General features: G+C 69.9%; 20 protein-coding genes. 12 read left to right on the top strand and 8 right to left on the bottom strand.

Going from position 1 to position 23,005, the window contains the following annotated elements:
- Nucleotides 1–30 precede the first annotated feature (30 nt).
- The gene (locus tag PGH47_RS41810) at nucleotides 31–1,254 is read left to right on the top strand and encodes an RNA-guided endonuclease InsQ/TnpB family protein (protein WP_271667856.1); all 1,224 of its coding nucleotides are present in this window, start codon (nucleotides 31–33) and stop codon (nucleotides 1,252–1,254) included.
- A gap of 383 nt (nucleotides 1,255–1,637) precedes the next feature.
- On the opposite strand, the gene PGH47_RS41815 is transcribed toward PGH47_RS41810, so the two are convergent.
- Nucleotides 1,638–2,972 carry a helix-turn-helix domain-containing protein gene (locus PGH47_RS41815; protein ID WP_271667857.1) on the bottom strand — a complete coding sequence of 445 codons (1,335 nt, stop codon included), beginning with the start codon at nucleotides 2,970–2,972 and terminating at the stop codon, nucleotides 1,638–1,640.
- A 460-nt stretch (nucleotides 2,973–3,432) separates the two neighbouring features.
- Nucleotides 3,433–4,209, bottom strand: a complete 777-nt coding sequence (locus PGH47_RS41820; protein WP_271667858.1) for a GntR family transcriptional regulator — start codon at nucleotides 4,207–4,209, stop codon at nucleotides 3,433–3,435.
- A gap of 490 nt (nucleotides 4,210–4,699) precedes the next feature.
- On the opposite strand from PGH47_RS41820, the gene PGH47_RS41825 reads away from it, so the two are divergent.
- From PGH47_RS41825 to PGH47_RS41845, 5 genes are read left to right on the top strand one after another with little or no spacing between them, the layout of a single operon-like run.
- Nucleotides 4,700–5,731 carry a phytanoyl-CoA dioxygenase family protein gene (locus PGH47_RS41825; RefSeq protein ID WP_271667859.1) on the top strand — a complete coding sequence of 344 codons (1,032 nt, stop codon included), beginning with the start codon at nucleotides 4,700–4,702 and terminating at the stop codon, nucleotides 5,729–5,731.
- Complete coding sequence (locus PGH47_RS41830; protein ID WP_271667860.1) at nucleotides 5,728–7,059, top strand: DUF6271 family protein; 1,332 nt, start codon at nucleotides 5,728–5,730, stop codon at nucleotides 7,057–7,059. Before PGH47_RS41825 ends, PGH47_RS41830 begins: the two co-directional genes overlap by 4 nt.
- A complete protein-coding gene (locus tag PGH47_RS41835) occupies nucleotides 7,056–8,249 on the top strand; it encodes a type III PLP-dependent enzyme (protein ID WP_271667861.1) in 1,194 nt (397 codons plus the stop codon). The genes PGH47_RS41830 and PGH47_RS41835 overlap by 4 nt, the downstream gene beginning before the upstream one ends.
- Nucleotides 8,246–8,809: a GNAT family N-acetyltransferase gene (locus tag PGH47_RS41840; RefSeq protein WP_271667862.1), complete on the top strand. Its 564-nt coding sequence runs from the start codon at nucleotides 8,246–8,248 to the stop codon at nucleotides 8,807–8,809. Before PGH47_RS41835 ends, PGH47_RS41840 begins: the two co-directional genes overlap by 4 nt.
- A complete protein-coding gene (locus PGH47_RS41845; protein ID WP_271667863.1) occupies nucleotides 8,794–10,014 on the top strand; it encodes an MFS transporter in 1,221 nt (406 codons plus the stop codon). Before PGH47_RS41840 ends, PGH47_RS41845 begins: the two co-directional genes overlap by 16 nt.
- Before the next feature lie 54 nt (nucleotides 10,015–10,068).
- Here PGH47_RS41845 and PGH47_RS41850 read toward each other — a convergent pair whose 3' ends face one another.
- On the bottom strand, nucleotides 10,069–11,628 hold the full coding sequence (locus PGH47_RS41850) for a mucoidy inhibitor MuiA family protein (protein WP_271667864.1): 1,560 nt from the start codon (nucleotides 11,626–11,628) through the stop codon (nucleotides 10,069–10,071).
- A gap of 4 nt (nucleotides 11,629–11,632) precedes the next feature.
- On the bottom strand, nucleotides 11,633–13,780 hold the full coding sequence (locus PGH47_RS41855) for a DUF4139 domain-containing protein (RefSeq protein ID WP_271667865.1): 2,148 nt from the start codon (nucleotides 13,778–13,780) through the stop codon (nucleotides 11,633–11,635).
- Nucleotides 13,781–13,924: 144 nt separating this feature from the next.
- Here PGH47_RS41855 and PGH47_RS41860 point away from each other — a divergent pair, with 144 nt between their 5' ends.
- Complete coding sequence (locus tag PGH47_RS41860; protein WP_271667866.1) at nucleotides 13,925–14,218, top strand: hypothetical protein; 294 nt, start codon at nucleotides 13,925–13,927, stop codon at nucleotides 14,216–14,218.
- A gap of 91 nt (nucleotides 14,219–14,309) precedes the next feature.
- Here PGH47_RS41860 and PGH47_RS41865 read toward each other — a convergent pair whose 3' ends face one another.
- Both PGH47_RS41865 and PGH47_RS41870 read right to left on the bottom strand, forming a co-directional pair.
- Nucleotides 14,310–14,921, bottom strand: coding sequence for a hypothetical protein (locus PGH47_RS41865; protein ID WP_271668287.1), 612 nt, complete (start codon nucleotides 14,919–14,921; stop codon nucleotides 14,310–14,312).
- A 257-nt stretch (nucleotides 14,922–15,178) separates the two neighbouring features.
- On the bottom strand, nucleotides 15,179–15,940 hold the full coding sequence (locus tag PGH47_RS41870; protein WP_271667867.1) for a maleylpyruvate isomerase family mycothiol-dependent enzyme: 762 nt from the start codon (nucleotides 15,938–15,940) through the stop codon (nucleotides 15,179–15,181).
- A 239-nt stretch (nucleotides 15,941–16,179) separates the two neighbouring features.
- On the opposite strand from PGH47_RS41870, the gene PGH47_RS41875 reads away from it, so the two are divergent.
- The 3 genes from PGH47_RS41875 to PGH47_RS41885 all read left to right on the top strand — a co-directional run bounded on the left by PGH47_RS41875 (nucleotide 16,180) and on the right by PGH47_RS41885 (nucleotide 19,799).
- Nucleotides 16,180–16,686, top strand: coding sequence for a SigE family RNA polymerase sigma factor (locus PGH47_RS41875; RefSeq protein WP_030943112.1), 507 nt, complete (start codon nucleotides 16,180–16,182; stop codon nucleotides 16,684–16,686).
- A gap of 660 nt (nucleotides 16,687–17,346) precedes the next feature.
- A complete protein-coding gene (locus PGH47_RS41880; RefSeq protein ID WP_271668288.1) occupies nucleotides 17,347–18,537 on the top strand; it encodes a bifunctional glycosyltransferase family 2/GtrA family protein in 1,191 nt (396 codons plus the stop codon).
- The gene (locus PGH47_RS41885; RefSeq protein WP_271667868.1) at nucleotides 18,534–19,799 is read left to right on the top strand and encodes a hypothetical protein; all 1,266 of its coding nucleotides are present in this window, start codon (nucleotides 18,534–18,536) and stop codon (nucleotides 19,797–19,799) included. Before PGH47_RS41880 ends, PGH47_RS41885 begins: the two co-directional genes overlap by 4 nt.
- Nucleotides 19,800–19,873: 74 nt before the next feature.
- Here the strand turns inward: PGH47_RS41885 and PGH47_RS41890 are convergent, their stop codons facing one another.
- Nucleotides 19,874–20,683 (bottom strand): hypothetical protein, encoded by an 810-nt coding sequence (locus tag PGH47_RS41890; RefSeq protein ID WP_271667869.1) that lies wholly within the window; start codon nucleotides 20,681–20,683, stop codon nucleotides 19,874–19,876.
- Nucleotides 20,684–20,963: 280 nt separating this feature from the next.
- Between PGH47_RS41890 and PGH47_RS41895 the strand changes: the two genes are divergently transcribed.
- Nucleotides 20,964–21,467: a DUF6924 domain-containing protein gene (locus PGH47_RS41895; protein ID WP_271667870.1), complete on the top strand. Its 504-nt coding sequence runs from the start codon at nucleotides 20,964–20,966 to the stop codon at nucleotides 21,465–21,467.
- Nucleotides 21,468–21,595: 128 nt separating this feature from the next.
- On the opposite strand, the gene PGH47_RS41900 is transcribed toward PGH47_RS41895, so the two are convergent.
- Nucleotides 21,596–22,369, bottom strand: coding sequence for an SDR family NAD(P)-dependent oxidoreductase (locus PGH47_RS41900; RefSeq protein WP_271667871.1), 774 nt, complete (start codon nucleotides 22,367–22,369; stop codon nucleotides 21,596–21,598).
- A 188-nt stretch (nucleotides 22,370–22,557) separates the two neighbouring features.
- On the opposite strand from PGH47_RS41900, the gene PGH47_RS41905 reads away from it, so the two are divergent.
- Nucleotides 22,558–22,983, top strand: a complete 426-nt coding sequence (locus PGH47_RS41905; protein WP_271667872.1) for a MerR family transcriptional regulator — start codon at nucleotides 22,558–22,560, stop codon at nucleotides 22,981–22,983.
- The last annotated feature ends 22 nt before the right edge of the window (nucleotides 22,984–23,005 follow it).

Below are 23,005 nucleotides of genomic sequence, written 5' to 3' on the forward strand. Positions count from 1 at the left end.
GCGCAGGTGCATGGCCGTACGATCAGGCTTGTGCAGCTTCGGTACAACTTCCGCGTATACCCCGAGCTTGACCAGCGCGCCGCGTTGGCCAGAGCATTCGGGTGCGCCCGCGTGGTCTTCAACGACGGCCTTCGCGCCCGTCAGGAAGCCCGCGCGGCACAGCTGCCGTACATCAAGGACACCGATCTCCAGAAGCAGGTCATCACCGCCGCCAAGCGCACCGAGGAACGGGCGTGGCTGGGCGAGGTGTCCTCGGTGGTGCTGGTGCAGTCTCTGCGGGACCTGCACACCGCCTACCGGAACTTCTTCTCCTCCCACGCCGGCAAGCGCAAGGGCCCGAAGGTCGCGCCGCCACGCTTCAAGTCGAAGCGGGACAACAAGCAGTCGATCCGGCTCACCGCCAACGGCTTCTGCCTGCGTGATAACGGCAAGCTGTACGTGGCCAAGGTCGGAGACCTCCGGGTGCGCTGGTCCCGGCAGCTCCCTGCCGTGCCGACGTCGGTCACGGTCACCAAGAACGCCGCCAACAGGTACTGGGCGTCGTTCGTCGTGGACACCGACCCGGAGTTCCTGCCCGAACTGGACACCGAGACCGGTATCGACCTCGGCCTCGGCCACTTCGCGGTACTCGCCGACGGAACCAAGGTCGACTCGCCCCGCTTCCTGCGCCGGGCGGAGAAGAAGCTCAAGAAGATGCAGAAGACCCTCAGCCGCAAGGCCGAAGGCAGCAACAACCGCGCCAAGGCGCGGGCCAGGGTCGCACGTCAGCACGCCCGCGTGGCGGACCGGCGGCGCGACTGGCTGCACAAGCTCTCCACCGATCTGATCCGCGACAACCAAGCGGTCTACGTCGAGAACCTGGCAGTCAAAGGCCTGGCCCGCACCCGTCTGGCGAAGTCCGTGCACGACGCGGGCTGGTCGCAGTTCGTTGCGATGCTGGAGTACAAGGCCGTCAAGCACGGCCGGCACTTCGGCAAGATCGGCCGGTTCGAGCCCACCTCCCAGGTCTGCTCGGCCTGCGGGATCAAGGACGGCCCCAAGCCCCTGAGCGTCCGTGAGTGGACCTGTCAGGCGTGCCGAACCGTCCACGACCGCGACGTCAACGCAGCCCGCAACATCATGGCCGCCGGACGGGCGGACAGGCTAAACGCCTCGTGGAGCGCAGGTAAGACCGGGTCCGTCCCGGCACAGCGCGTTGAAGCAGGAAGCCCCCAGAAGGGTCAGACGACCCAGGCTGGAATCCTCGTCCTTTAGGGCAAGGAGCACGTCAATGCTTCAGTTCTGGGAAGTTGGACCCGGTCTGCAGCCGAAATCCCTTTTGCATAGGGTCTCGGAAACTTTCCCACGACGGAGACGAAATGCGGGCGTCGCCGATCACGCCTCGGAACAGGGCCCGACCGAGGGTGCCGACGGCAATTAACGCTCGACCATGACACGGTGGATGCGACCCGATGGGCATTCGCTTCGGCGAACAGGTCACCAGGGAAACGGCGTTCGCTGCGCCACGAGGCGGATAGCGGCGGGCAGGGACGGCCACCCGGCCAGTGGCAGGAGTGCCAGGTGACTTGGCCCCGGCCGCAGGCACGACATCGTGTCCATCGGCCGGTCCTGCGGGTGGCCAAGGGCGACGGCGAGGCTCACGCCTCCCTTCTGACGCTGTCCACAGCCTGCCTCGGGAGCCAGATCTGACCCGCCACGCGGTCCGGGTGACAGGAGCCGACCGGGCCGTACGCCACGTACTGGCGCACCGCGTCATGGAGCCGGTACAGGAGTCGGCCGTCGGCGGTCGGTCCGACCGCGTGCACCATCTGACGATCGATGAGCTCGTCGAGGAGATCGGCGGCCAGCCCGCGCGACGGGGTCACATGGGTCACCATGTCGTCGACGTCGAAGTCGCCGTTCACCGTCCTCAACCGCTGTAACGCGCCCCTGACAGGGGCGGGCAGCGAGCTGTGGCAGGCCGCCACACTGGCCTCCAGGGACAGATCGCCGATGTGCAGGAAGCGGAGCCGGTCCTGCTCGTTCGTCAGCCGGTCCGCCAGATCACGCAGCGACCGATGCGGTCGCGCCGACAGCCACAGCCCGGCGATGTGCAGGGCCAGCGGCAGCCGCCCGCAGAACCGCAGCACAAGCGACGCGGCCGACCGCTCCGCGCCCGTGCGCGCGGGTCCGAGCAGGTCCTCCAGCACCTGGAGGGCGTCCCCGTCACCGAGGACGCCGATGTTCCGGCGGAACTGGGCGGTGAGGGCGGGGAGTTCGCGGCGTGCGGCGACCAGTACGGCGCTGCGCGAGCCGTCCACCAGCAGCGGCCGAACCTGCGCCTCGCTGTCGGCGTTGTCCAGGACGACGAGGACGCGCCTCCTGCTCAGCGCGTCCCGCAGCCGGGCAGCCGCTTCCTCCGGATGACCCGCAGTCGACCCGGCGCCGAGGGAGCGCAGTACGCGCGGGACGATCTCGTCCGGCGTCAGCGGCGTGGAGGACACTCCCGGGTGGAGGTCCACGAAGACCTGTCCGTCCGGGAACCGGTCGCGTACGCCGTGTGCCGCTTCGAGGACCAGCGCGGTCTTCCCCGCGCCGGGCGGTCCGACGACGACCGCGGGCCGTCCGGTGTCGACGTGCTCCCTGCCGGACAGGTGCGCCCGCAGCGAGTCGACGTGCGCCCTCCGGCCGACGAGGTTGTGGCGGGGGGCAGCCGGGAGCTCGGCGGGTACGAGACCGGGCGGTGGCTGCTGCCTCTCGGCGCCCGGTCTGCGCATCAGCCGGCCGACCTCCTCCGGAGGCAGCCCGAGGGCCTTGGCGATCAGCAGCAGCGACTGCTTGCGGGGGCGGGAGGTGTGGCCGGTCTCGAGGTTGCGGATGGCCCGCACGCTTACCCCGGACCGTTCCGCCAGGTCCTCCTGGGTCAGGCAGGCCGCCTCACGTGCGGTGACCAGTGCGTCCGCGAGTGTCGTCGGCAACGATGTCTGTATCACGGGAGGCGGGCCTCCGCTCGCGTGGTGGCGGCGGGCGGACGGCCGGGCATCCAGGCGCGGTCCTCCTGCGTGTCGGCGACTTCCGCCGACGCCCGTGCGGTGGCCGGTGCGTGGCCGGGAATGCGAGGGCGTGTCCCTTCCGGATCGCCGGCGGCTGGTGGTCGGTCGCCCTCGGCCGATGTCGGGACGGCTTCGGCCGATGTCGGGACGGCTTCGGTTCGGCTGGTGAGAACACCCTGTCGTGTCACGACTTTCCCAGGGTTGGCGGGCGGGACTGGTCCTCAGGGGCTCGGTCGTGGGGGCCGGCCTGGAGGCTCAGCGCTGCATGCAGGCACGGTCCCCGCACCGGAGCGGGCCGTGTCGGGGGCCGGTCGCGCGATCAGGGGGCGGCAGCGTGCGGGATCGCCGTGAACGTGGGGGGCGCGAGCAACGAGGTGGAACGGTCGGAACCGGACGGGACTCAGTTGGACGTACAGTCCGTCATGGGCATCAAGGTCACCACGAACTTGTAGCGGGAGCCGCGGTACACGGAGCGGACCCATTCCACCGGTCTGCCCTCGGTGTCGTGGGAGTGCCGGGACAGCAGCATCATCGGAAGTCCCACGTCCGTCGCGAGCAGCCTGGCCTCGTACGGGGTCGCGAGCTTGGTCTCGATGCCCTCCTCGGCCTCCGACAGGTGCACGCCGTACACCTCGGCGAGGGCCGTGTACAGGGATCTGTGCCTGGCCAGTGCCTCGCGCAGGTCGGGGAAGCGCCGTGCGGAGAGGTGGGTCGTCTCGATGGCCATGGGCTCGCCACCGGCCAGCCGTAGCCGCTCGATACGCACCACCCGCTCACCGACATCGATGTCGAGCAGACGCGACAGCTGCTCGTCGGCCTCGATGTGGCGCATGTCCAGGATGCGTGAGGCGGGTTCGAGTCCTTGAGCCTGCATGTCCTCGGTGTGGGAGGTGAGTTGGAGGACGCGGTAGAGCTTCGGTCGTGCAATGAAGGTGCCTTTTCCCTGGATCCGGTCCAGCCGGCCTTCACCGACGAGCTCCTGCAGCGCCAGTCGGACGGTGGTGCGCGAGGTGTCGAGCTGGACAGCGAGTAATCGCTCGGCGGGCATGCGTGAACCCGGCGTCAGCGACTCCGCGATCTCGAGGACCCGCTGCTTCACGCGGTAGTACTTCGGCACCCGTGCGACGACACCCGGCATTCCGGTGTCGTAGGGGACGATGCTCACGTCGGTGGTCATGACCTGCCTTCCGGGCGCACTCGCAGGTGATTCGTTATAGCCCCCAACTCGCCCTTGGTCTAGTCCAACTGGGTGGCGGCGTGTCGCGGGGCGGAGATGGTTCCGCGATCTCCCGGGAGCGGCCGGAGCGGCCTTGTGGGCCGCCCTGGCGCACTGAAAAGTCTAGACCAATTCCCTTGCGGGTCCACGGCCTTGGCCCTCGTCCGGCGCGCCGGAACCGGGCCGAGGATCGGCCTCGTGACGGCACTACGGGCGGACCTTCGAAATTGCGGGCGGAACCCTCGAAGTGTCGGCGAGTTGTCGCGCCCGGAGCGGCCCGAGCCTGCGGGGCGGCCGACAACAGGCAACTGACAGGCAGTTCGCGGCAACTTCGCCGGGATGCGATTGACACCACGAATTGGTCCAGTCCACTTTGAAGGAACCTCAGTTCGATCAGTGACGGCCTGGAGTTCCCCTCGGCCACTGAGGACTCGAGCCTTGGAGTGATCGCATGCCGACATCCGACCCCTACCTGTACCGCGCCCCGACCCGGCGCCCCTACTTCAGCGCCGACGGCGAGACCTACCTCGCACAGACGCAGCTCAGAGAGATCGAGAAGTCGCAGCCGCTGCGCGTGCTGTCCGAACAGGACCTCGCCTTCTGGCAGACGTACGGATACGTCGTGGTGCGCAACGCCATTTCGCCGGGCGAGGCGAAGAGCCTGTACGAGTTCGCCTGGGAGTTCCAGGGACTCGACCCCGACCGGCCCGAAACCTGGTACGAGGAGCGCGAGTTCCGCTCGGACCTCGACCGCGACCTGCACGTCTACGGCTTCGTCGAGGCGTACCACCACCAGCTGATGTGGGACAACCGGCAGACGCGGCGGGTCTACGATGCCTTCGCCGATGTCTGGGACTGCGACGAGCTGTGGGTCACCCTCGACCGGCTGAACCTCAACCCGCCCAACCGCGGCAGCCGTTCGCGTTCCCTCATCGCGCCGACCGACGAGGGCTTCGACATCGAGCTGCACTGGGACGTCGACACCACGCTGGGCGTACTGCCGCAGCGGGTGCAGGGCATCCTGGCCCTCAACGACACCCAGCCCGAACTCGGCGGATTCCAGTGCGCACCCGAGCTGTTCCGGCAGTTCGAGGAGTGGCGGGTCGCGCAGCCGGCCGGCCGGGACCCGATCAGGCCCGCGATCGACCGAGCCGAGTTCCCCGTCGTACGGCCCGACCTACAGGCCGGTGACCTGTTGATCTTCAACGGACTCCTGGCACACGGAGTCGCGCCCAACACCTCCGACCACGGCGTCCGCGCCGTGCAGTACCTGTCGATGATGCCGGCGCTGGAGGAGCACGAGGAACTGCGCCGCTCCCGCGTCGAGTCGTGGCGCACGCTCAGCACGCCCGACTGGAACGGCACGCTGCTGGGCGACGCCGACCGCCACGAGTCACTCCGGTACGGCCCCGCCGCGCTCGACGACCTCGGCAGGAAACTCCTGGGACTCGACTCCTGGAGCGAACGAGAGAGCACCAAGTGAACCGACAGACCAGCACCGACCGGATCTGCCTGGCCCTGCCCACCAACAGGGCGTGCACGGACGCCATCGTGGGCATCGGCGAGGAGGCCGCCTACGCGGCCCGCACCTTCGGCACCGAGGTGCACCTGCTCATCCTCGACTCCTGCGACGAGAGCACGCGGGCCGAGCACGCCCGCGTCGTGGCCGGCCTGCCCGCCACCCCGAACGTGATCGTCCACCACCTCGACGAGACACGCCAGCGGGATTTCCTGCGCCGCGCGATCCAGCGCTCCGACGTCGCCGTACCCAAGCGGCTGCTCGGCCTCATGCTGCCGGCCGCGCTCTCCTACGGCGCCTGCACCAACCGCGCCTTCCTGATCGCCAGTGCCCTCGGCTGCCGGTCCGTGCACCGCAGGGACTCCGACTGCACCTACCAAGTGCTGGAGGGCGAAAAGATCTTCCCCATCCACCACGAGCTGTCCTCGCTCGGCAAGCCCGCCGCCGAGGCGTCGCCCGCCGTGACCGAGACCGTCCTCGCCGCCGGCCACGACCACCGTCCGGTGTCCATGGTCGGGGCCTCCTTCATCGGCGAACCGTCCGTGGACATCGCCGAGATCGAGCAGCTCGACCCGGGCGTCTACCACGACGTCGTCAGCCTGTGGGCACCCACCGACTGGTCGGACGAGCAGAAGGAACAGCTGGTCGAGGAGTCCTTCAAGGGCGCCGGAACCACCCCCTTCACCGCGGACCACTCCACTCTGACGTTCGTCGACCCCATGCGGGTCGACATGAGCAACATCGCCTTCGACCACGACGTGTACGAGCGGGTGCCGCTGCCACCGGCGACCGACACCATCGGCAGCGACTACTTCCTCATCCACCTCGTGCACGACGCCGCGCTGCCGGGTGTGCTGCACAACCGCCACATCGAGAACTTCTACACGCCCTTCCGGCGCACCGACGCGGGCTTTCGTGCCTACCAGATGCGGTTCGTGAAGTTCCTGCTGTCGATGCTCTACTTCAACGACGTCTACGAGCGGATGGGCGCGGCCGGTGCCGCGCTGCTGGACGAGCACGAGCACGTACGCGGCGACGTCATCGCCGGCTTCCTGCGCGACAGCGCCGCGCTGGAGCGGACGGAGAACATCTGGCGCCTGGACCGCGTCAGCACCTCGTACCGCAAACTGGGCGGCCGCTACGCCAAGTTCGCCGACCGGATGGACGCACGCCGGGACCAGCTGCTGGACGAGGCACGGCGGGACACGGAGGACTTCGCGCTCCTGATCGACGCCTGGCCCGCGCTGGTGCGCGCCGCCCGGGAGACCGGCCTCGGGAGTGCGGACGCGTGAGCGTGGACCTGGGCACGCGACTGGCCTCCGCCCTGGCCGCCGCGTCGTCGGACTGCGTCGTCTTCGATCTGGCCGGGGTCGGGAACCAGTACGACCACCTGGTGCGCGAACTGCCCGGCGTCATCGTCCGGTTCGCGATGAAGGCGTGCCCGGTCGATGAGGTGCTGACCTGCCTCGCCGACCGGGGCGCCGGCTTCGACGCGGCCAGCCCCGCGGAGATCGAGCAGGCGCTGCGGCTCGGCGTACCAGCCGACCGCGTTCACTACGGCAACACCGTGAAGTCCGACGCGAGCATCGCCGAGGCCCACCGGCTCGGCGTGCGGACCTTCGCCACGGACAGCGTGCAGGACGTGGCGGCCGTCGCCGCGCACGCCCCAGGCACCCGCGTGTACTGCCGGCTCGCCACCAGCGGGGAAGGCGCCCTGTGGGGACTGAGCCGCAAGTTCGGCTGCTCGCAGGACGACGCCGTGCGCGTGCTGACGGCGGCCCGAGCCGCCGGACTGACCCCGGCCGGGCTCTCGGTGCACGTCGGCTCGCAGCAGATGACGTACGAGGCATGGCGCCAGGCCGTCGACCAACTCGCCGACACCATGGTGGCGTTGCGCGAGCAGGGAATCGTGCTCGACCACGTCAACCTCGGCGGCGGACTGCCGGCGCTCGGCTACCTGGACCGGCACGGCCGCAGGCTGGAGCCGCCGCTGGACAAGATGTTCGCCGTTCTCCGCGAGGGCATGGACGAGCTGCGGCACCTCAACGCGGCGCCGCTCGACTTCGTCATGGAGCCCGGACGTCACCTGGTCGCCGATCACGGCGCGATCCGCGCGCACGTCTACCGGCTCACCGAGCGGCGGCAGCCCGACGGCGAACTCGTGCACTGGCTGTACCTGAGCTGCGGAAAGTTCAACGGCCTCTACGAGATGGACGAGCTCTGCCACCGGCTCGTCTTCCCGGGCCACTTGGACGGCGACTACGTGGCCGCTGTCGTGGCCGGTCCCACGTGCGACAGCGACGACGCCTACGGGACCGCCCAGCGCCTTGTGCCCAAGGCGCTGGCATCCGGCGACCCGGTCTGGGTCCTGTCGGCCGGCGCCTACGCCACCAGCTACATGACACAAGGCTTCAACGGCTTCGGACCGCTTCCGCACACGGCGGTCCCCGACGGGATCGGGCGTACGGGGGCGGCGGCGTGAGCGGGGGAGCGGCGGGCCTCGACGCGCGCATCCGTCCCGTGCGCGACGCGGACTGGACGGGCATAGCAGACCTGGAGGCGGCGGCCTACGCGGGCAGTTCCCTGACCGAGGGCCGCGCTGCGCTGGAGTCGAAGGGCCGCGCCTCGCCGGACACCTGCTTCGTGCTCGACCTCGACGGACACGTGGCGGGATACCTCCTCTCGCTGCCGTACCCGATGTTCCGCTACCCGACGCTGGCCCGTTCCGACGAGCCGGCACACGACTCACGCAACCTCCACCTGCACGACATCGTCGTCGCACAGGAACAGCGGGGCAGGGGCTGGGGCGGCGGCCTGCTGACCCGGCTGACGGCCGCCGCGCGACCGCGGTTCGAGCACATCTCGCTCGTCGCAGTCGACGGCATGGCCTCCTTCTGGGCCGCGCACGGTTACCGGGCCCACCCGAGGGTCCGGCTCCCGGAGAGCTACGGCGACAACGCCGTGTACATGTCCATCCCGGTGCCCGGCAGCGGTACCAGCCCTTCGAAGGAGGTGGCCCGGTTCCCGTGCCCCGTGTCCTAGACGACTTCAGACGTACGCAGTTGGCGATCGCGGCGCTGTTCTGTTTCCTCGGGTTCCAGTACGCCACCTGGATCTCCCGCATTCCCGCCCTCAAGACCAGCCTCGACCTGAGCGCCGGTGAGGTGGGTCTGCTGCTCATGGTCACCGGGGCGGGCGCGGCGGCCTCCTTCCCGCTCGTCACCTTCCTGATGAAGCGCCTCGGCGCGCGCCGCCTGGCCCTGCTCTCCGGGCTGGGCCTGGTGGCGATCCTCCTGGCGCTGTCCGTGGCCCCCAACTACCCCGTGACACTGGTGATCCTCTGCGCGGACGGTGTGGCCGTCGGCTGCCTGAACGTGGCGATGAACGCGCAGGGCGCCGCCCTGGAGGCGGCCCACGGACGTACGGCGATGACGCAGCTGCACGCCACTTTCAGCGCCGGTTCGTTCCTCGCCGCCCTCCTGTCGTCCGGCATGACCGCGCTCACCTCCGGCATGGTCACCCACTTCGCCGCCGCGTCAGCCGTACTCCTGCTGCTCCTCGCCTGCGCGCGCCCGCGCCTGCTCGCCGACGACGCCCCCGCGAAGGAGCCGGCCGAGCAGGAGGAAGGCGGCAAGACCCGTCGCAAGATGGCCAGGCCGACACGGGTCATGCTCTGGCTCGGCTGCACCATGATCTTCGCCGAGGTCGTCGAAGGCTCCATGAACGACTGGTCCGCGCTCTACCTGAAGGACGTCGCCGGCGCATCGGCCCAGGTCGCCCCGCTGGGCATCGCGGTCATCTCGGTCGTGATGGTCCTCGCGCGCCTCTTCGGCGACGGCTGGCGCAGCCGCTGGGGCGACGCCGTCGTCGTCCGCGTCGGCAGCGCCGTGGCCGGCATCGGACTGGCTCTGGCCCTGTTGGCCGGAGGCGTCGTGCCTGCGCTCCTCGGCTTCGCGTGCGTGGGCCTGGGTGTGGCCGCCGTGACACCGTGCCTCTACGTCGCCGCCGCGGCGGAAGGCCCGGACGCCCTCTCCCTGGTCGCCGCCACGGGCACCACCGGCCTCCTCGTCGGCCCCGCGCTCATCGGCTTCGTCGCCGAAGCCAGCAACCTGACCTGGGGAATGGCCGTCGTGGCAGCGTCAGCCGTCATCGTCTCCCTGTGCACGACCCGCCTCCAATGGACCCCCGCGAAGGTCTCGTCCGAGGGGCGCATGAAGACGGAGGTGGTCGAAGAGGGAGCCACGTGACGGTCCTGTCGGGGCGGAAGCCTTGGGCTGCCGCCCCCACCCATCACCTACGGCTCACAGGCCCGCGACCTTGCCGCTCGCGGAGATCTCGTAGACCAGGGTGACGGTGCCGTGTCCGCCGGGCGCCAGGCGGAGGTCCCAGCGGGCGATGCCGTCGGCGTCGACCTCGTCGGGCTCCGGTGCACAGGCGTCCTTGCGCAGGCGGACCTCGACCGCCGAGACCTCGGATACGGGAATGCGCTCCCGAAGCGTGACGATCCGCTCACCGCCTTGTCCCGGAGCCGAGAAGCGCGACACATTGAGGCGGACCGTGTGGGTGATCACGGTTCGCTGTGTCAACGTCGCGGTGTCGCGGGACTCCTCGGTGTGCCGGATCACCCGGTAGTCGTCGTCGCTGCCGTAGGCCAGCTCGACCGGGGCGCCCGGCGCGGTGAAACTCAGCGTGCCACGGCCGGTGAAGCCGCTGCCGCGCACCAGGTCCACGGGCCCGGCCAGCAGCGCGTGACCGGAGGTGTTGTCGAACCGGACAACCTGCGTGACCAGTGGCGACAGTTCGGGCGAGGAGGAGAACTCGCTGCTCGCCACGGCGGTGACCGCGGTGAGCGGCACCCGGTGGGCACGGCCGTCCGAAGGGACGGACACGGCAGCGGGCGCGTGCAGCACCCGTGTCTGGCCGCCGTCGTCCACCCCGGGCAGGCCGAGCACCGGGACCGGACCCAGCTCCGCGATCTCCTCCTCCCGCAGCTCCACATCGACAGTGCGGCGCTCCGCGGCGGACCGGTCCTTGAGGGTGAGACGGTCCTCGGTCAGCCGCGGCGGGTCGGTGGTCAGCGCCGAGCGGGCCGTCGACAGGGTGAGCCGCACGTTCGACCAGTCCTCGCCGGTGCGCTGCCAGACCGTCGCATCGGTCTCCAACGTCACCGAGCCCCCGTCCAGTACGGCCCGGTAGGCGGGGCGCCACAATGCGCACGAGGTGAGATGGGTCAGCCGCAGCCGGACCTGCTCGGCGACCTCGGTCCGTAGGGTCAGCTCGACATGGCCGACCAGCTCGGCGGGTCGCTCCTCGGCGAGGTGGATGGCCTCCCGGGCCTGCACGAGCTCGCCCGCGACATCCGTCAACCGTGCTTCCGCGGTGCGGAGTTGTTCGCCGTACGAGTCGCGCTCCGCGTCGACCCGGTCCAGCTCGCGGGTCCAGCGGGCCTCGTCCGTCTCGCCGTGACCCGTTCCCTCGGCGATGTCCCGCAGCAGATCGGTGGCCAGGCGGCCGAGGAGGTCGAGACGGGTGCGCAGCCGGTCACGGGTGTGGCCGACCGTGACCTGTTCCTCCTCGAGGACGCGGATCCGCGTCCGCAGGGCGGAATCGTCGTCGGCGGGCAGCGGCCCGCGAGGCGTCCAGGCGCGGACGATCCGTACGTCCAGAACGGTCGCGGAACGCTCGCCCGTCAGTTCCGCGTGGAGGCTGCGGTCGACCGCGAGTGCGCTGATCGGCCCGAGTCGCAGCCGCTGGACGCCGGCGCGCAGGTCGAGTTCGGCAGTCCGCTCGATGTGGGCGCGGTCCTCCAGGCAGGTGACGGCTGTGACCGGCAGGGGGATCGGCTGGGTGTCCGTGGGCATGGTGTCAGCTCCTGCGGTTGCCGCCGACCACGGCCTTGGCGGCCGGGATGCGGATGTCGTAGCCGCCGTCGAGGGAGGCGCTGCCGCCGGCGGGCAGGTCCACTCGCCAGACGCGGGTGCCCGGGGCATGCCGGTCGGGTCCGCCGTCCTGCTCGGGCGTCGTCCAGTCGGCGTGTTCGTCGATCCGCACATCCGGTTCGGAGGTGACCGGAACCTGTTCGTGGACCTCGACGGTGACGGCCTGCGCGAGCCGGTTCGAGAGTTCCACATGGATCTGGTGGGCGAGCACGGTGGTGGTGTTGCGCAGCCCCGAGGTCGACTCGCGCAGGTTCGTGCGGCGGGTGACCCGGATGCCCTCGGCGGGCCCCAGCCCCATGCGGCGGACGCCGCCGGGGGCGAGCGTGGGCAGGGCGGCGGTCGTCAGGAAGTCGTCGTCGCTGGTGACCTCCACCGGACCGGCGAGCAGGGCCTGGTCGGTGGCGTTGGAGAGCACGAGGGTGGCGTAGACGGTCTGCTCCACCGAGGGCACACAGAGGTACTCGGTGCGCAACCCGACGGGAACCTCCGTCACGGTGACGGTGTGCCAGGTCCCGTCGGAAGGGATGTCGGCGCGGGCGACGGCGTCGTAACGGTGATCGAAGGAGCCCGCCGACTCGCGGGGCCGCACGGCATGGTTGGGCAACGGCAGCGCGGCCACCGCCTCGGCGCGACGGCGGTGCTCGTCCGCCACCGGGTCGTGGGGAGAGTGGGGGAAGAGCCTGCCTCTTCGGCCGCCGGGCTCGTCCGCGCCGGACAGCTCGAGCCCGGCGTAGTCGAGCTCCGCACCGCTCGGCCGTGGCGGACCGGACTGCACAGGCGCTGACGGCGGGGGAGGTGGAGGGGCCGCCGCCGGGGCGATGGGGGGAGGACCGGCGATACGGCCGGCCCCGGCACTCGGCAGTCCTGAGCGGGCCGGCGGTGCCGGGCGGGGCACGGCGGTGTCGAAGACCGCCGACGGAGCAGCGGCGGGACCGGACGGCTCTGGGAACGCGGCGGGCGGCATGCCGTACCCCTGCGGAGCGGGCGGCGGCGGTGGCGGTACGGCGCCGAAGGCTGCCGGGGGAGCGCTGACGACGCCGGTCGACTCCGGGCTGGGCATGCCGTACCCGTGAGGTGCGGGCGGCGGCAATGGGGGGACGGGGCCGGGCGCAGGCACAACCACGGGGACCGGCATGACGGCCGGAGTGGGACGGGGGCCCGCCGCGTCGTAGCCGGAGAAGAGGTCGGAGAGCCCTGCGGGGGGCTCGCGCCAGCCGGCGGGCGCGGGGGCGGGCTGTCGGCGTCCCACCCGGATGGAACGCAGCCTCGGCAGATCGGTGCGGCGCCGCAGGTCCGCGGTGGCGAGGGCGATGCGCACCCCGTTCCAGTCCTCTCCGGTGCGCTGGGCGACCGAAGCACGCAACACCAGAGTGCCGTTGTCGTCGCCCTGACGGTGGGTCAGACGGTAGGCCGGTACCCAGACAGCCCCCGGCACACCGTACTCAAGCTCCACTTCCACGGCCCCGCTCCCGCTTCCGTCGAGGGTCAGGAGTGCGACGACGGTGGTCGCGACATGCTCGGACGGAACGTCGGTGGAGGCACGCATCCAGCGGTCCGTGGCGACCGAGAACTCGTGCTGGACCCGGCGGAGCTCCTCCTCCAGCTCGAAGAGCCGGTCATGGAGCCCTCGCAGCCGCTCGTCGACGAAGTCGGCGAGCCGCAGCCAGGCATCGGCCGCCGTGCGGCGCGGTGGGTCCTCGCGCTTGCGGGCCGGCGGAACCGGACGGAGCGCCGCCACCTCCGCGATCAGGTTCACCTGCCGGTCACGCCGCCCCTGCGCTGCGGCACACGCGTCGCGCAGCCGCTCCATCTCCCGCCGCAGAGTGCCGACGGTGTCGGGGCCGGACGGTTCGGCATCGACCGCCACGCGCACCTCGGTAACGCGTACGCCGCGATCGCCCACGACCCTCGCCCGCAGTGAGCCGGCGTCCATCGACCGGGGCAGCCCCGTCACCCGCACCCGGCCGTCCGCCGGGACGGTTCCCGTGGCCACCCGGGTGCAGAGCGCACCCTGCGCGTACACCACAACCGCGTCGAGTGTCGACGCCCACCCCGATGCAGCTTCAGATTTCATGCACTCCGCCCCCCGTGTCCCCTGCGGACCGAAGCCTACGCCCAGGCCATGCCGCGTTTTCACGCTTCTTCACGGGTCGCCTTGGTTGCGGAGCGGAACTCTGCTTCCAGGTGTGAAAGGGAGCGAACGGGTACCCGGCGTCCCATGGCTGCACAGAGCGAGTCCCTGGGGTCCTGGCCGGTCGTACGGCAGTTGCGTCGGATGCGTGCGTTGTACGCCGCGGGTGTGCTGCTGTGGGCGGCGTCGAGCATCGTGACGGCGTGGTCGTCCCCAGGCACCAGCCCTATGTGGACGTCCGTCCTGCTACTGGCGGTCTTCACCGGCCTGTTGGCGCTGTCCAGCCGGTGGCTGCGGCGCATGGGGCCGGTCGCGGGGGCGGAACGCAAGGACCGAGAGGTCGCTCATGGAGCCACCACCGCGCGCCACGCACGCGCCTGACAACTGTTAGGGGTGCGCGCCGCCGGGGTTGGGTGCACTCACCGTCTCCCCACCGACCCGCCGGCCCTTCTTCAGTCGATCACCCGTGACGTCAATAGCGCTGTGCCTTGGCGAGACGGGGGGTGAGATTGGCGTCCGCAGGCTGCCGGCTGAAGGCGATGGGTTGCTCCTGCTCGCCCGGATCGAGGTCTTCCGCGCCGACGAATCTCGTCTCCACGACTTTCCCCGACGAATCCTCGAAATCGATCTGAACGGCATACGAGGCCGTGTCACTCGTCTTGTTGGTGATCGTGACCAGGACGGCGAGCAGCCCGCTTGTCTCGTTCCTGGGCAGGCCCTTCATGCCGACTTCGGACACCGCGTTGCCGCGCCCGTGGACATCCTTGAGTTCCTTTTCCGCTGCGGCACTGGCGCGGGCGGCCTCGGCTTCGACGGATGCCTCGAACTCGGAGGCGCGGGCAGATGCCGAGGAGGCCGCCGCCGAAGCCGAGGCATGAGCGGAAGCGATCGCGGAAGCCGCCTGGGAAGCCAGCGCGGACGGTGGCAACCCTGAGAACGACGCAGTATTCGGGCTACTGGTTGTCGGTGCAGGCGAGGAGTCCGTGTCCCCGTCTCCGCACCCGGTCAGAAAAACGGCAGACACGGCCAAGCCAAAGGTGGCCACGATGGCTCGAAGTCCACGGCCGTGGTCGTCTCGCAGCATCGTCATCCCTCACGCCTTGCCGGTCGGATCCCATCCATCATGGGCAGAGGGCGAACTCCGCACGATTCCGCATAGGCCGTTCGAATGGCCGGGCCGGGAAGAGACCGCTCGGCCTCGATAGGGGATCCGTCCCTCGGAGAGTCTTAGGGACCTGCAGCAATCACCGGACATGACTCATGGAATGACGTGGCTGCGGAAAACCCTTGTGCCCGAGCCGCACGAGGCCGTACTGGCCGTCCGCCGGCGGTATTGACTGGCTACTCCTCGGGCTCCCAGGCGATCAGCTGCTCGAACACCCGGCGGTCGCCCTCGATCTTCAGGTCGCTCAGCGTGAGGCGGCCCCATACGAAGAGGAGCAGCTGCTCGGCCGTGCCCGTGGCCGAGGCGGAGGCGGGCGCGACGCCGTCAGTGAGGGGTGCGGGCCAGGCGCCGGTGCCGTCCAGCGCGAGGAGCCAGGAGCGGCCCTCGGTGGCGTGGTAGTGGATGGTGGCGGCCTCGTGCGGCCAGGCCGCCGGGGTGGAGTTGCAGGTGTCGAGGAACTCGGCCACGCCGTCGATCGCGACGTCCGCCGGCATCGGCCGCACGGCGCCTGCGGCGAGCTGGGCGTCGTAGGTGTGCACCAGCACCTCGTGCACCCGGCGCCGGGCAACGCCCCGGGCATTCGCCGGCGACACGCCGGCGCTCCACCACGTCCAGCACTCGCGCTCCGGGCCGGCCTCGCGCAGCGCGCTCAGCAGCAGCTCGTTCGACTCGGCGTACCAGGCCAGCAGCGCCTCGAGCTCGCGCGGCGCCTGCGCGGCATCCTTGGCCGGCGGAGTCTCGGCCGGGCCCGCGGCGACGATCGCGGCCCACCAGCGCTGGCCCGTACCCAGGTGCTGCACCAGATCGAACAACGTCCACTTGGGGCAGGACGGCACCGGCGCCTCAAGGCCGGGCGCGGCGGCAACCGCACTCCGGAACGCGGCCGACCGCTCGTCGATCAGTCGCAGCAGGGCGGAAAACTCAAGACTCTCTGTCACATCGCTTGCCTATCACCCCTGCTCAGCCGACCGCACTCTCTTTTCTCCGGGGCACCGACGATGCACCCCTGCTTGCGCGCGGGACCACCTCAAGGCCGCGCTCTCGCATGTGCTCCGCCCCGTTCCACACGTCGTCGTATGCGTATGTGGCCCAGATCACGGGCTCCGAGCGCAGCGTGGGCCGTATGCCGGTGCCTTTTCCCTTGTGTAGGCAAGTGGCGAGAGCAAGGACAGCGCGGATGGGGCAGGCCCGGGCAGGTGAGTTCGACGAGTTCGTGGCGGCCCGCTGGTCGGTGTTGCTCCACCTCGCTCGTCTGCTCGTGGGAGGTGACCGGCACAGGGCGGAGGACCTGTTGCAGGAGTCCTTGGTCAAGCTCTGGTTCGCCTGGTCCAGGGTCGGAGAGGAAGCGCCCGAGGCGTACGTCCGCAAGGTGATGGTGCGTGCGGCGGCACGGTCCGGCCAACGGCGCTGGTGGGGTGAACGCCCCGTTGAACAGCTGCCCGAGGCGGCAGCGGTCGGCGATGTGTCGTCCGACGTGGCGGAGCGTTCGCGACTGGAGGCAGCCCTCGCCCAGCTGACCTCGAAGCAACGAGTGGCGGTGGTGCTGCGCTACTACCAGGACCTGCCCGAAGGGCAGGTGGCGGCGACGCTCGGGTGCCCGGTGGGCACGGCTCGTTCCCACGCTGCCCGCGGAGTGGCGCGGCTGCGGCAGATCCTGGCCGACGTCATCGAGCCAGTGCAGTGAAGGAGGATGCCATGGATCATTTCGAGCGGCAGCTGGCGCAACTGATGCACAGCACCCATGAGCACGCTCCCTTCGAACCGCGGCACCGGGAACGTCTCCGGGCCGGCGTGCGGACCCGCCGCCGCACCCGGACCCTTCAGCAGGTCGGCGGTTTTGCGTTGGCCATCGCCGGCCTCGGTGTCGCGCTGTTCCTGCTGCCCGGTAGGCCACACAGCGTGGAGCCCAGCAGTCCCCGCCCCGAGCCTGCGACGAGCCCGACAGCACCGGCAGGGTCCCCCTCCTCGACGCCGACTTCTTCGGCCACCGGTACGGAGGGAACGACTGGTCCCCCGGGGGCGACGGGAGGCACGACCTCCGCGCCACCGCCCACGACGACGTCGCCTCCGCCATCGAGCACGGAGAACACGCAAAGCGATCCGTCGACGGACGCAACGTCAGTGCCCACGTCCACCATGTCCTCGGACTACGGGTGATGGGCCCCCTGGAGCCACAAGCCCGCTCGTAGTCCGCACCCCTAATCCAAACCCCCTGGTCCAAACCCCTAATCCAAAGTGCCGTGACCCCGGAGCACACCGCTGCTCCGGGTGCCCAGGCACGCCCTGCGCCAAAGCACAAAGAAGGACAACTGTGAGGAATCGATACCCGGTCGAGCTGGAGGACCTGAACGGGCTGCCGCAACGCGCACCGGTACGGGCGCACCAGTCGGAGCCGGTACTGGACGTGGTCGTCCCGGTGTTCAACGAGGAGGCGGATCTGGAGCCGAGCGTGCGCCGACTCCACACACATCTGCGCGAGACCTTTCCCTACCCGTTCCGCATCACCATCGCCGACAACGCCAGCACCGACCGGACCCCGCAGATCGCTGCCCGACTGGCCGCCGAACTGCAAGAAGCGGAGTGGCTGCGACTGTCCGAGAAGGGCCGCGGCCGCGCCCTGCGCGCCGCCTGGTCGCTGTCGCCGGCCCCCGTGCTCGTGTACGTGGACGTCGACCTCTCGACAGAACTGACGGCGCTGCTACCGCTTGTCGCCCCGCTCATCTCCGGGCACTCCGACATAGCCATCGGCACCCGCCTCGCCCCCGGTTCCCGCGTGGTGCGCGGACCGAAACGTGAGATCACGTCGCGCTGCTACAACGCCCTTCTGCGATCCACCCTCGCCGTCGGCTTCTCGGACGCCCAATGCGGATTCAAGGCGATACGGCGTGATGTGGCTGCACGACTGCTGCCCCTGGTGCAGGACAACGGGTGGTTCTTCGACACCGAACTCCTGGTGATCGCCGAGCGTGCCGGGCTGCGCATCCACGAAGTGCCGGTCGACTGGGTGGACGATCCGGACAGCCGGGTCGACCTCCTGGCCACAGCGCTGGCCGACCTGCGCGGCATCGCCAGGATCGGTGGAGCACTGGCGCGCGGTGCCCTGCCGCACGCCGAACTACGGCGTACCGACAGCGCCGGGCCCCCGGACGGACTGACCACCCAGCTCGCGCGCTTCGCCGCGGTAGGAGCGGTGAGCACCTTCGGACACCTGCTCCTGTACGCGGCGCTGCGCCCAGCGGCGGGAGGCCAGCTCGCCAACGCCATCGCACTGCTGGTGTGCGCCGTCGCCAACACGGCCGCGAACAGACGCTTCACCTTCGGGCTTCGCGGCAGTGGCGGGGTGTTGCGCCATCAGGCCAGGGGCCTGATGGTCTTTCTGATCGGACTGGTACTCACCAGCGGATCACTCGCCGCCTTGCACCACGTGACCCCGTCGGCGGCGCACAGCACCGAACTCATCGCCCTGCTTGTCGCCAACTTGGTCGCGACGCTGCTGCGCTTTCTCCTCCTCCGGGCATGGGTGTTCCGCGCATGACCACGACCGTCACCGACACGAGCAGCTGGAACGCGCGGCTCCACGACCACCTCGCCCCCCAAAGCCCAGACCGGCGGCGGCAGTTGGCGCGCACGGCGAAACGCCTTGGCCCCGTCCTGGCCATGTACGGCACGCTGAAGCTGATCGGCTTCGTCTCCTTCATGTGCCTGCTGCACTCCGCGGGAAAGTACCGGACGAAGAACCCGCGCTTCGGGGGAGGCGAGCATCCCTGGGACGTCCTGGCCTCATGGGATGGATGGTGGTACCAGCAGATCGCCGCGCACGGGTACCACCCCGAGCTGGTCCCGGTGCGTGGCGCCACGGGCCTGATCACTCTCGAAGGGAACTCGGCGGCGTTTTTCCCGCTCTACCCGGCGCTGATGCGGCTGACCTCCGAGGCCACCGGCCTCGGCCTGTACGGTGCCGGCCTGCTCGTCTCTATCACGGCCTCTTTTGCCGCTGCCCTCGGCATTTACGCCATCGCCGAACACCTCGCCGGCCGACGGGCCGGCCTGGCCGCAGCCGGGCTGTGGGCCGTATGGCCCGGCTCCGGCGTGGAATGGGCGGTCTATTCCGACTCGCTCTACGTGGCCCTGGCCGCCTGGACCTGCCACGCCGTCATCAGCCGTCGCTGGCTGACCGCCGGCCTGCTCGCCTGCGCCGCCGGGCTCAACCGGCCCACCGCAGTAGCACTGTTCGCAGCGGTCGCCGTAGCGGCCATGCTCACGCTCCGCCGGCGACAGGACGGCGTCCTCCGTCCGATGGCTGCGCTGGCCGTCGCTCCGATCGGCCTGCTGTCCTACCTGGGCTGGGTGGGGCATCGAATGGGTGACTACACCGGCTACTTCAAGCTCCAGTCCGGCGCCTGGGCCCACGAGTGGGACTACGGCCGGCAGACCCTGGACGTCCTCACGTCCGTCCCGGTCGGCCAGCGCGACTACCTGTTCGCGTGGCCATTCGCCGACCTGATCGGCGTCGGAGTCGTCCTGCTGGCCTTCGCGTTGCTTCCGTTGCTGATCCGACTGCGTCCCCCAGCAATGCTGCTGGTCTACACCGTCCTGACCCTCGCTCTCATCCTGGGCAGCCAGCAGATATTCAGCAACGTCTCCCGCTATCTGCTCCCCGCCTTCCCGCTCTTCCTCCCACTCGCCGTCGCCCTGCGCCGCCTCAGCCTCGCCCACCAGTTCACGCTGCTCGGCGTCGCGGCCCTCGCTTCCGGCTCGTACGCGGGCTACGCCTTGTTCGAACTCGGTGTTCCGTAGCAGGCAGAGGCACGAACGGAACCCTCATGAGGCGCCGGCAGGCCGGCCGCAGAGCTGCCCGGCGGCCGTCCGGCTCAACCGTTCAGAATGCCGCTGACCTCGTTCACGGGGATCGTGTCCGCGGCCTTCGGAATCGTCACACGGACCGGCTCGCCGATGTCCGACAGGGCCATGGTCAACGTCACCTGCGCACCGGACAGGTTGGCGCTCATGCGGGTCTGCACCAGGCGGCCCCGATCGTCGATCCACGCGTCCGCGAAGACCGGGAGGTCGCTGCCAAGGATGTCGCGGGCCTGGTCCGTCTTCGTGCGGACATCCGGGGCCATGCGCAGCGTGACGGTCCGGTGGTCGAGGATGCCGCGGTAGCGCACGGCGCGCACCCCATGGACTTTCTCCTCGCCCTCCCGCGAGATCTCACGCATGGCGGCGATCTGCTGCAGGACGTGCTCCGGATCGTTGAGCGGGGCCCGCAGCAGGTAGTGGGCCTGCGCCTTGTCCCGGGGCAGAACCCCCCAGGCATCCTTGCCGACCCCCTGGACGCCGCTGATGTAGATCTTGCCGTCAGCGAAGACCTGGTCGCTGTGGTCGATCGCGCCGCCAGGCAGGTCGACCGACAGGCGGCCCCTGTCCGCGGCGAAGTCGAAGCCGCCGGCGACGGTGAGGCCGTAGACCTGGCCCTCACCCTCCAGTTCGATCTCCTGGCGGAACCCGGCGCTGTCCGCGCGAAGAGCCGCGACGGCTGCTCGTACGGCGGAGCGTGAACCGGAGGACGATGTGGAGGACGGTGAGGCGGCCGCGGCCTTGTCGTGGCTTCCGGCGTCGGCCGAGGAGCAGCCCGCGCACAGCAGCGCGGCGGCAGCGACGAACACGAGAGGACGGCGCATCGGGATTCTCCGAGGTTCTTGGGCGGGCACTCGGCCCCTTCGGCACCGCCTCGCGTCGAGATCATATGAAATTTGCGCACTGCAGTGCGAACTGAATTCGGCTGCAATGTGCGGCGACGGCACTGCAAACCTTCCCCTCTGATCGTTGGCCGGTACGCCAAGCCGCGCGGCGCCGTCCACGGCCGTAGGCCGCTGTCCCGAACTTCCGTCAGAGGCACCTGAGTCGGTGTCCCGGGATGCAAGGGGAACCGCCGGCCGTTCCGCTGCGTGATCCATGGGCATGGCGAGTTCGCACGGGCGGCGTCCGGCCGTCGATCTGGAACAGGTCACGGAGTGGGACGCGGTCGTGATCCGTACCGACTACTCCAATGACGGCGCGTGGCAGAAGGTTGCCGCGGGCCTGCGGCAGTCGTGGGCTGAGGGTGTCGAGTCCTCGTGGCATGTGGTCGAGGGCGCCGGGTGGGCGGGCGCAGACGCCGACGAGGTCCTGGCCGCGCTGCCCGACCACCTGCCCGACCTGCACGACGTCGTGTTCCTGGCCGATGCGGACACGATGTACGGCGAGCAGAACTCCCTGCTCGCCGTGAGCACCGACCCTGACATGCGGGACGAGGACCACGAGATCCCCGGGCTCGGGTTCACGAGCCGATTCCGGATTCTGCCCACCGCCGTGGCCGAAATGGTCGGCAATCTGGCTATCGCGAACATGGATTACGAGGACTTCTCCAGTTCGGCCCACGGCGACCCGCAGAGAATTCACCGCGGATTCCTCACGCCGGAGTGAAGACCGGCAGGGGAGAAGGGCGGGGCGGGAGCACGACGGTCGTTCCGGTGTTAAGGCCGCGAGGCTCCAATGCCGTCAATGGCGTCGACGCACCGGAGCCCCGCATGTCACGGACTCCCGAATCCGGTTCAGATACTGGATCCGCCGTCCACCGTCAGCAGCGCGCCGGTGATGTAGGCGGCCTTTTCACTGGCGAGAAACACGACCGCCTTGGCGACGTCGCCGGGGGTGCCCATGCGTCCCAGTGCCGTCATGGCTGCCTGGGGAGCCGCATTCGGTCCGTCTGCGGGATTCATGTCCGTGTCGGTGGCACCAGGCTGCACCACATTGACGGTGATGCCCCGCGAGCCGAAGTCGCGCGCCCACCCCCGCCCGAGCTGATTGATCGCGGCCTTGCTCGCCGCGTATTCAGCGACACCGGGGACGGGGACATGGTGGGCGACGGTGCTTCCCACCAGGATGACGCGCCCGCCGGCGGTCAGAAAACGCGCTGCGGAGTGCGTGGTGACGATGGTTCCCATCACGTTGGTCGCCATCATCCGCTCCACTCCTTCCTGGAGTTCGAGATCCAGCTGGTCCACGGTGCCCATGACGGCGATGCCGGCCGAGTTCACCAGTACGTCGATCTGGCCCCCGAAGAATTCGGCGGCCTTCTCCACAGCGGTCGACGCCTCGTGCGGAACGGCCTGATCCGCCTGCACCGCGAGCGCCTTCGCCCCAAGGCCGGTCAGCTCGGCGACAACGGCCGTGGCCCGCTCGCGCGACTTCTGGTAGGTGATCACGACGTGCGCACCCTCGCGTGCGCATTCACGGGCGATTTCCGCACCGATACCCCTCGACCCTCCGGTCACGAGCACGGTGCGTCCTGTCAGAGCCTTGGTCAAGGCGGGCATGCTGGACATGGTGATAACTCCCTTTGCGCTGCTGAGCTGTCTTTCAGCTACGCAACCGAAGCTAAAGATTGACATTAGTGTGAACGTCAAGCCCGATCTCAACCTTTACACTGATGTCAAGGTTGACCTACGGCGGACCAGTACCCCTCGGGACGACGGAACGGCGGCCTCGCGACCACCTGGCGAGGGAGAACGCTATGAAGATCGGCGAGCTGGCTGCGAAGACCGGAGTGGCGCCACGGCTGCTTCGTTACTACGAAGAGGTCGGCATCCTGACCCCGTGGCGGGCACCCAACGGATACCGCAGCTACGGCGAGCCCGCCGTCGACCGGGTCCTGCAGATCCGTGAACTGCTGGAAGCGGGCTTGACGACGGACATGATCCGCGAGGTCCTGCCCTGTCTCGATGCCCAGAAGGACGAGAGGGAGACCCTGACCTGCCCGGACATCGACGTGACGGAGCTGGACGGGCTGCGTCGTCATCTCGCCGCCATCAAGCGCCGCATCGACGTGCTCCAACGCAACGAGCGTGCCATCGAGGCGTATCTGAAAGTCCGCGCGGAGAACACCAGCGTCCCCCCGGCGGCGGCCGGCGAAGTCGTGGCCCTGGTCGGGCGGCCCTAGTTCGGGTGCGTGCGGCGTTGCG

Source organism: Streptomyces sp. HUAS 31 (genome assembly GCF_028198125.1).
GTDB classification, from domain to species: Bacteria; Actinomycetota; Actinomycetes; order Streptomycetales; family Streptomycetaceae; genus Streptomyces; species Streptomyces chartreusis.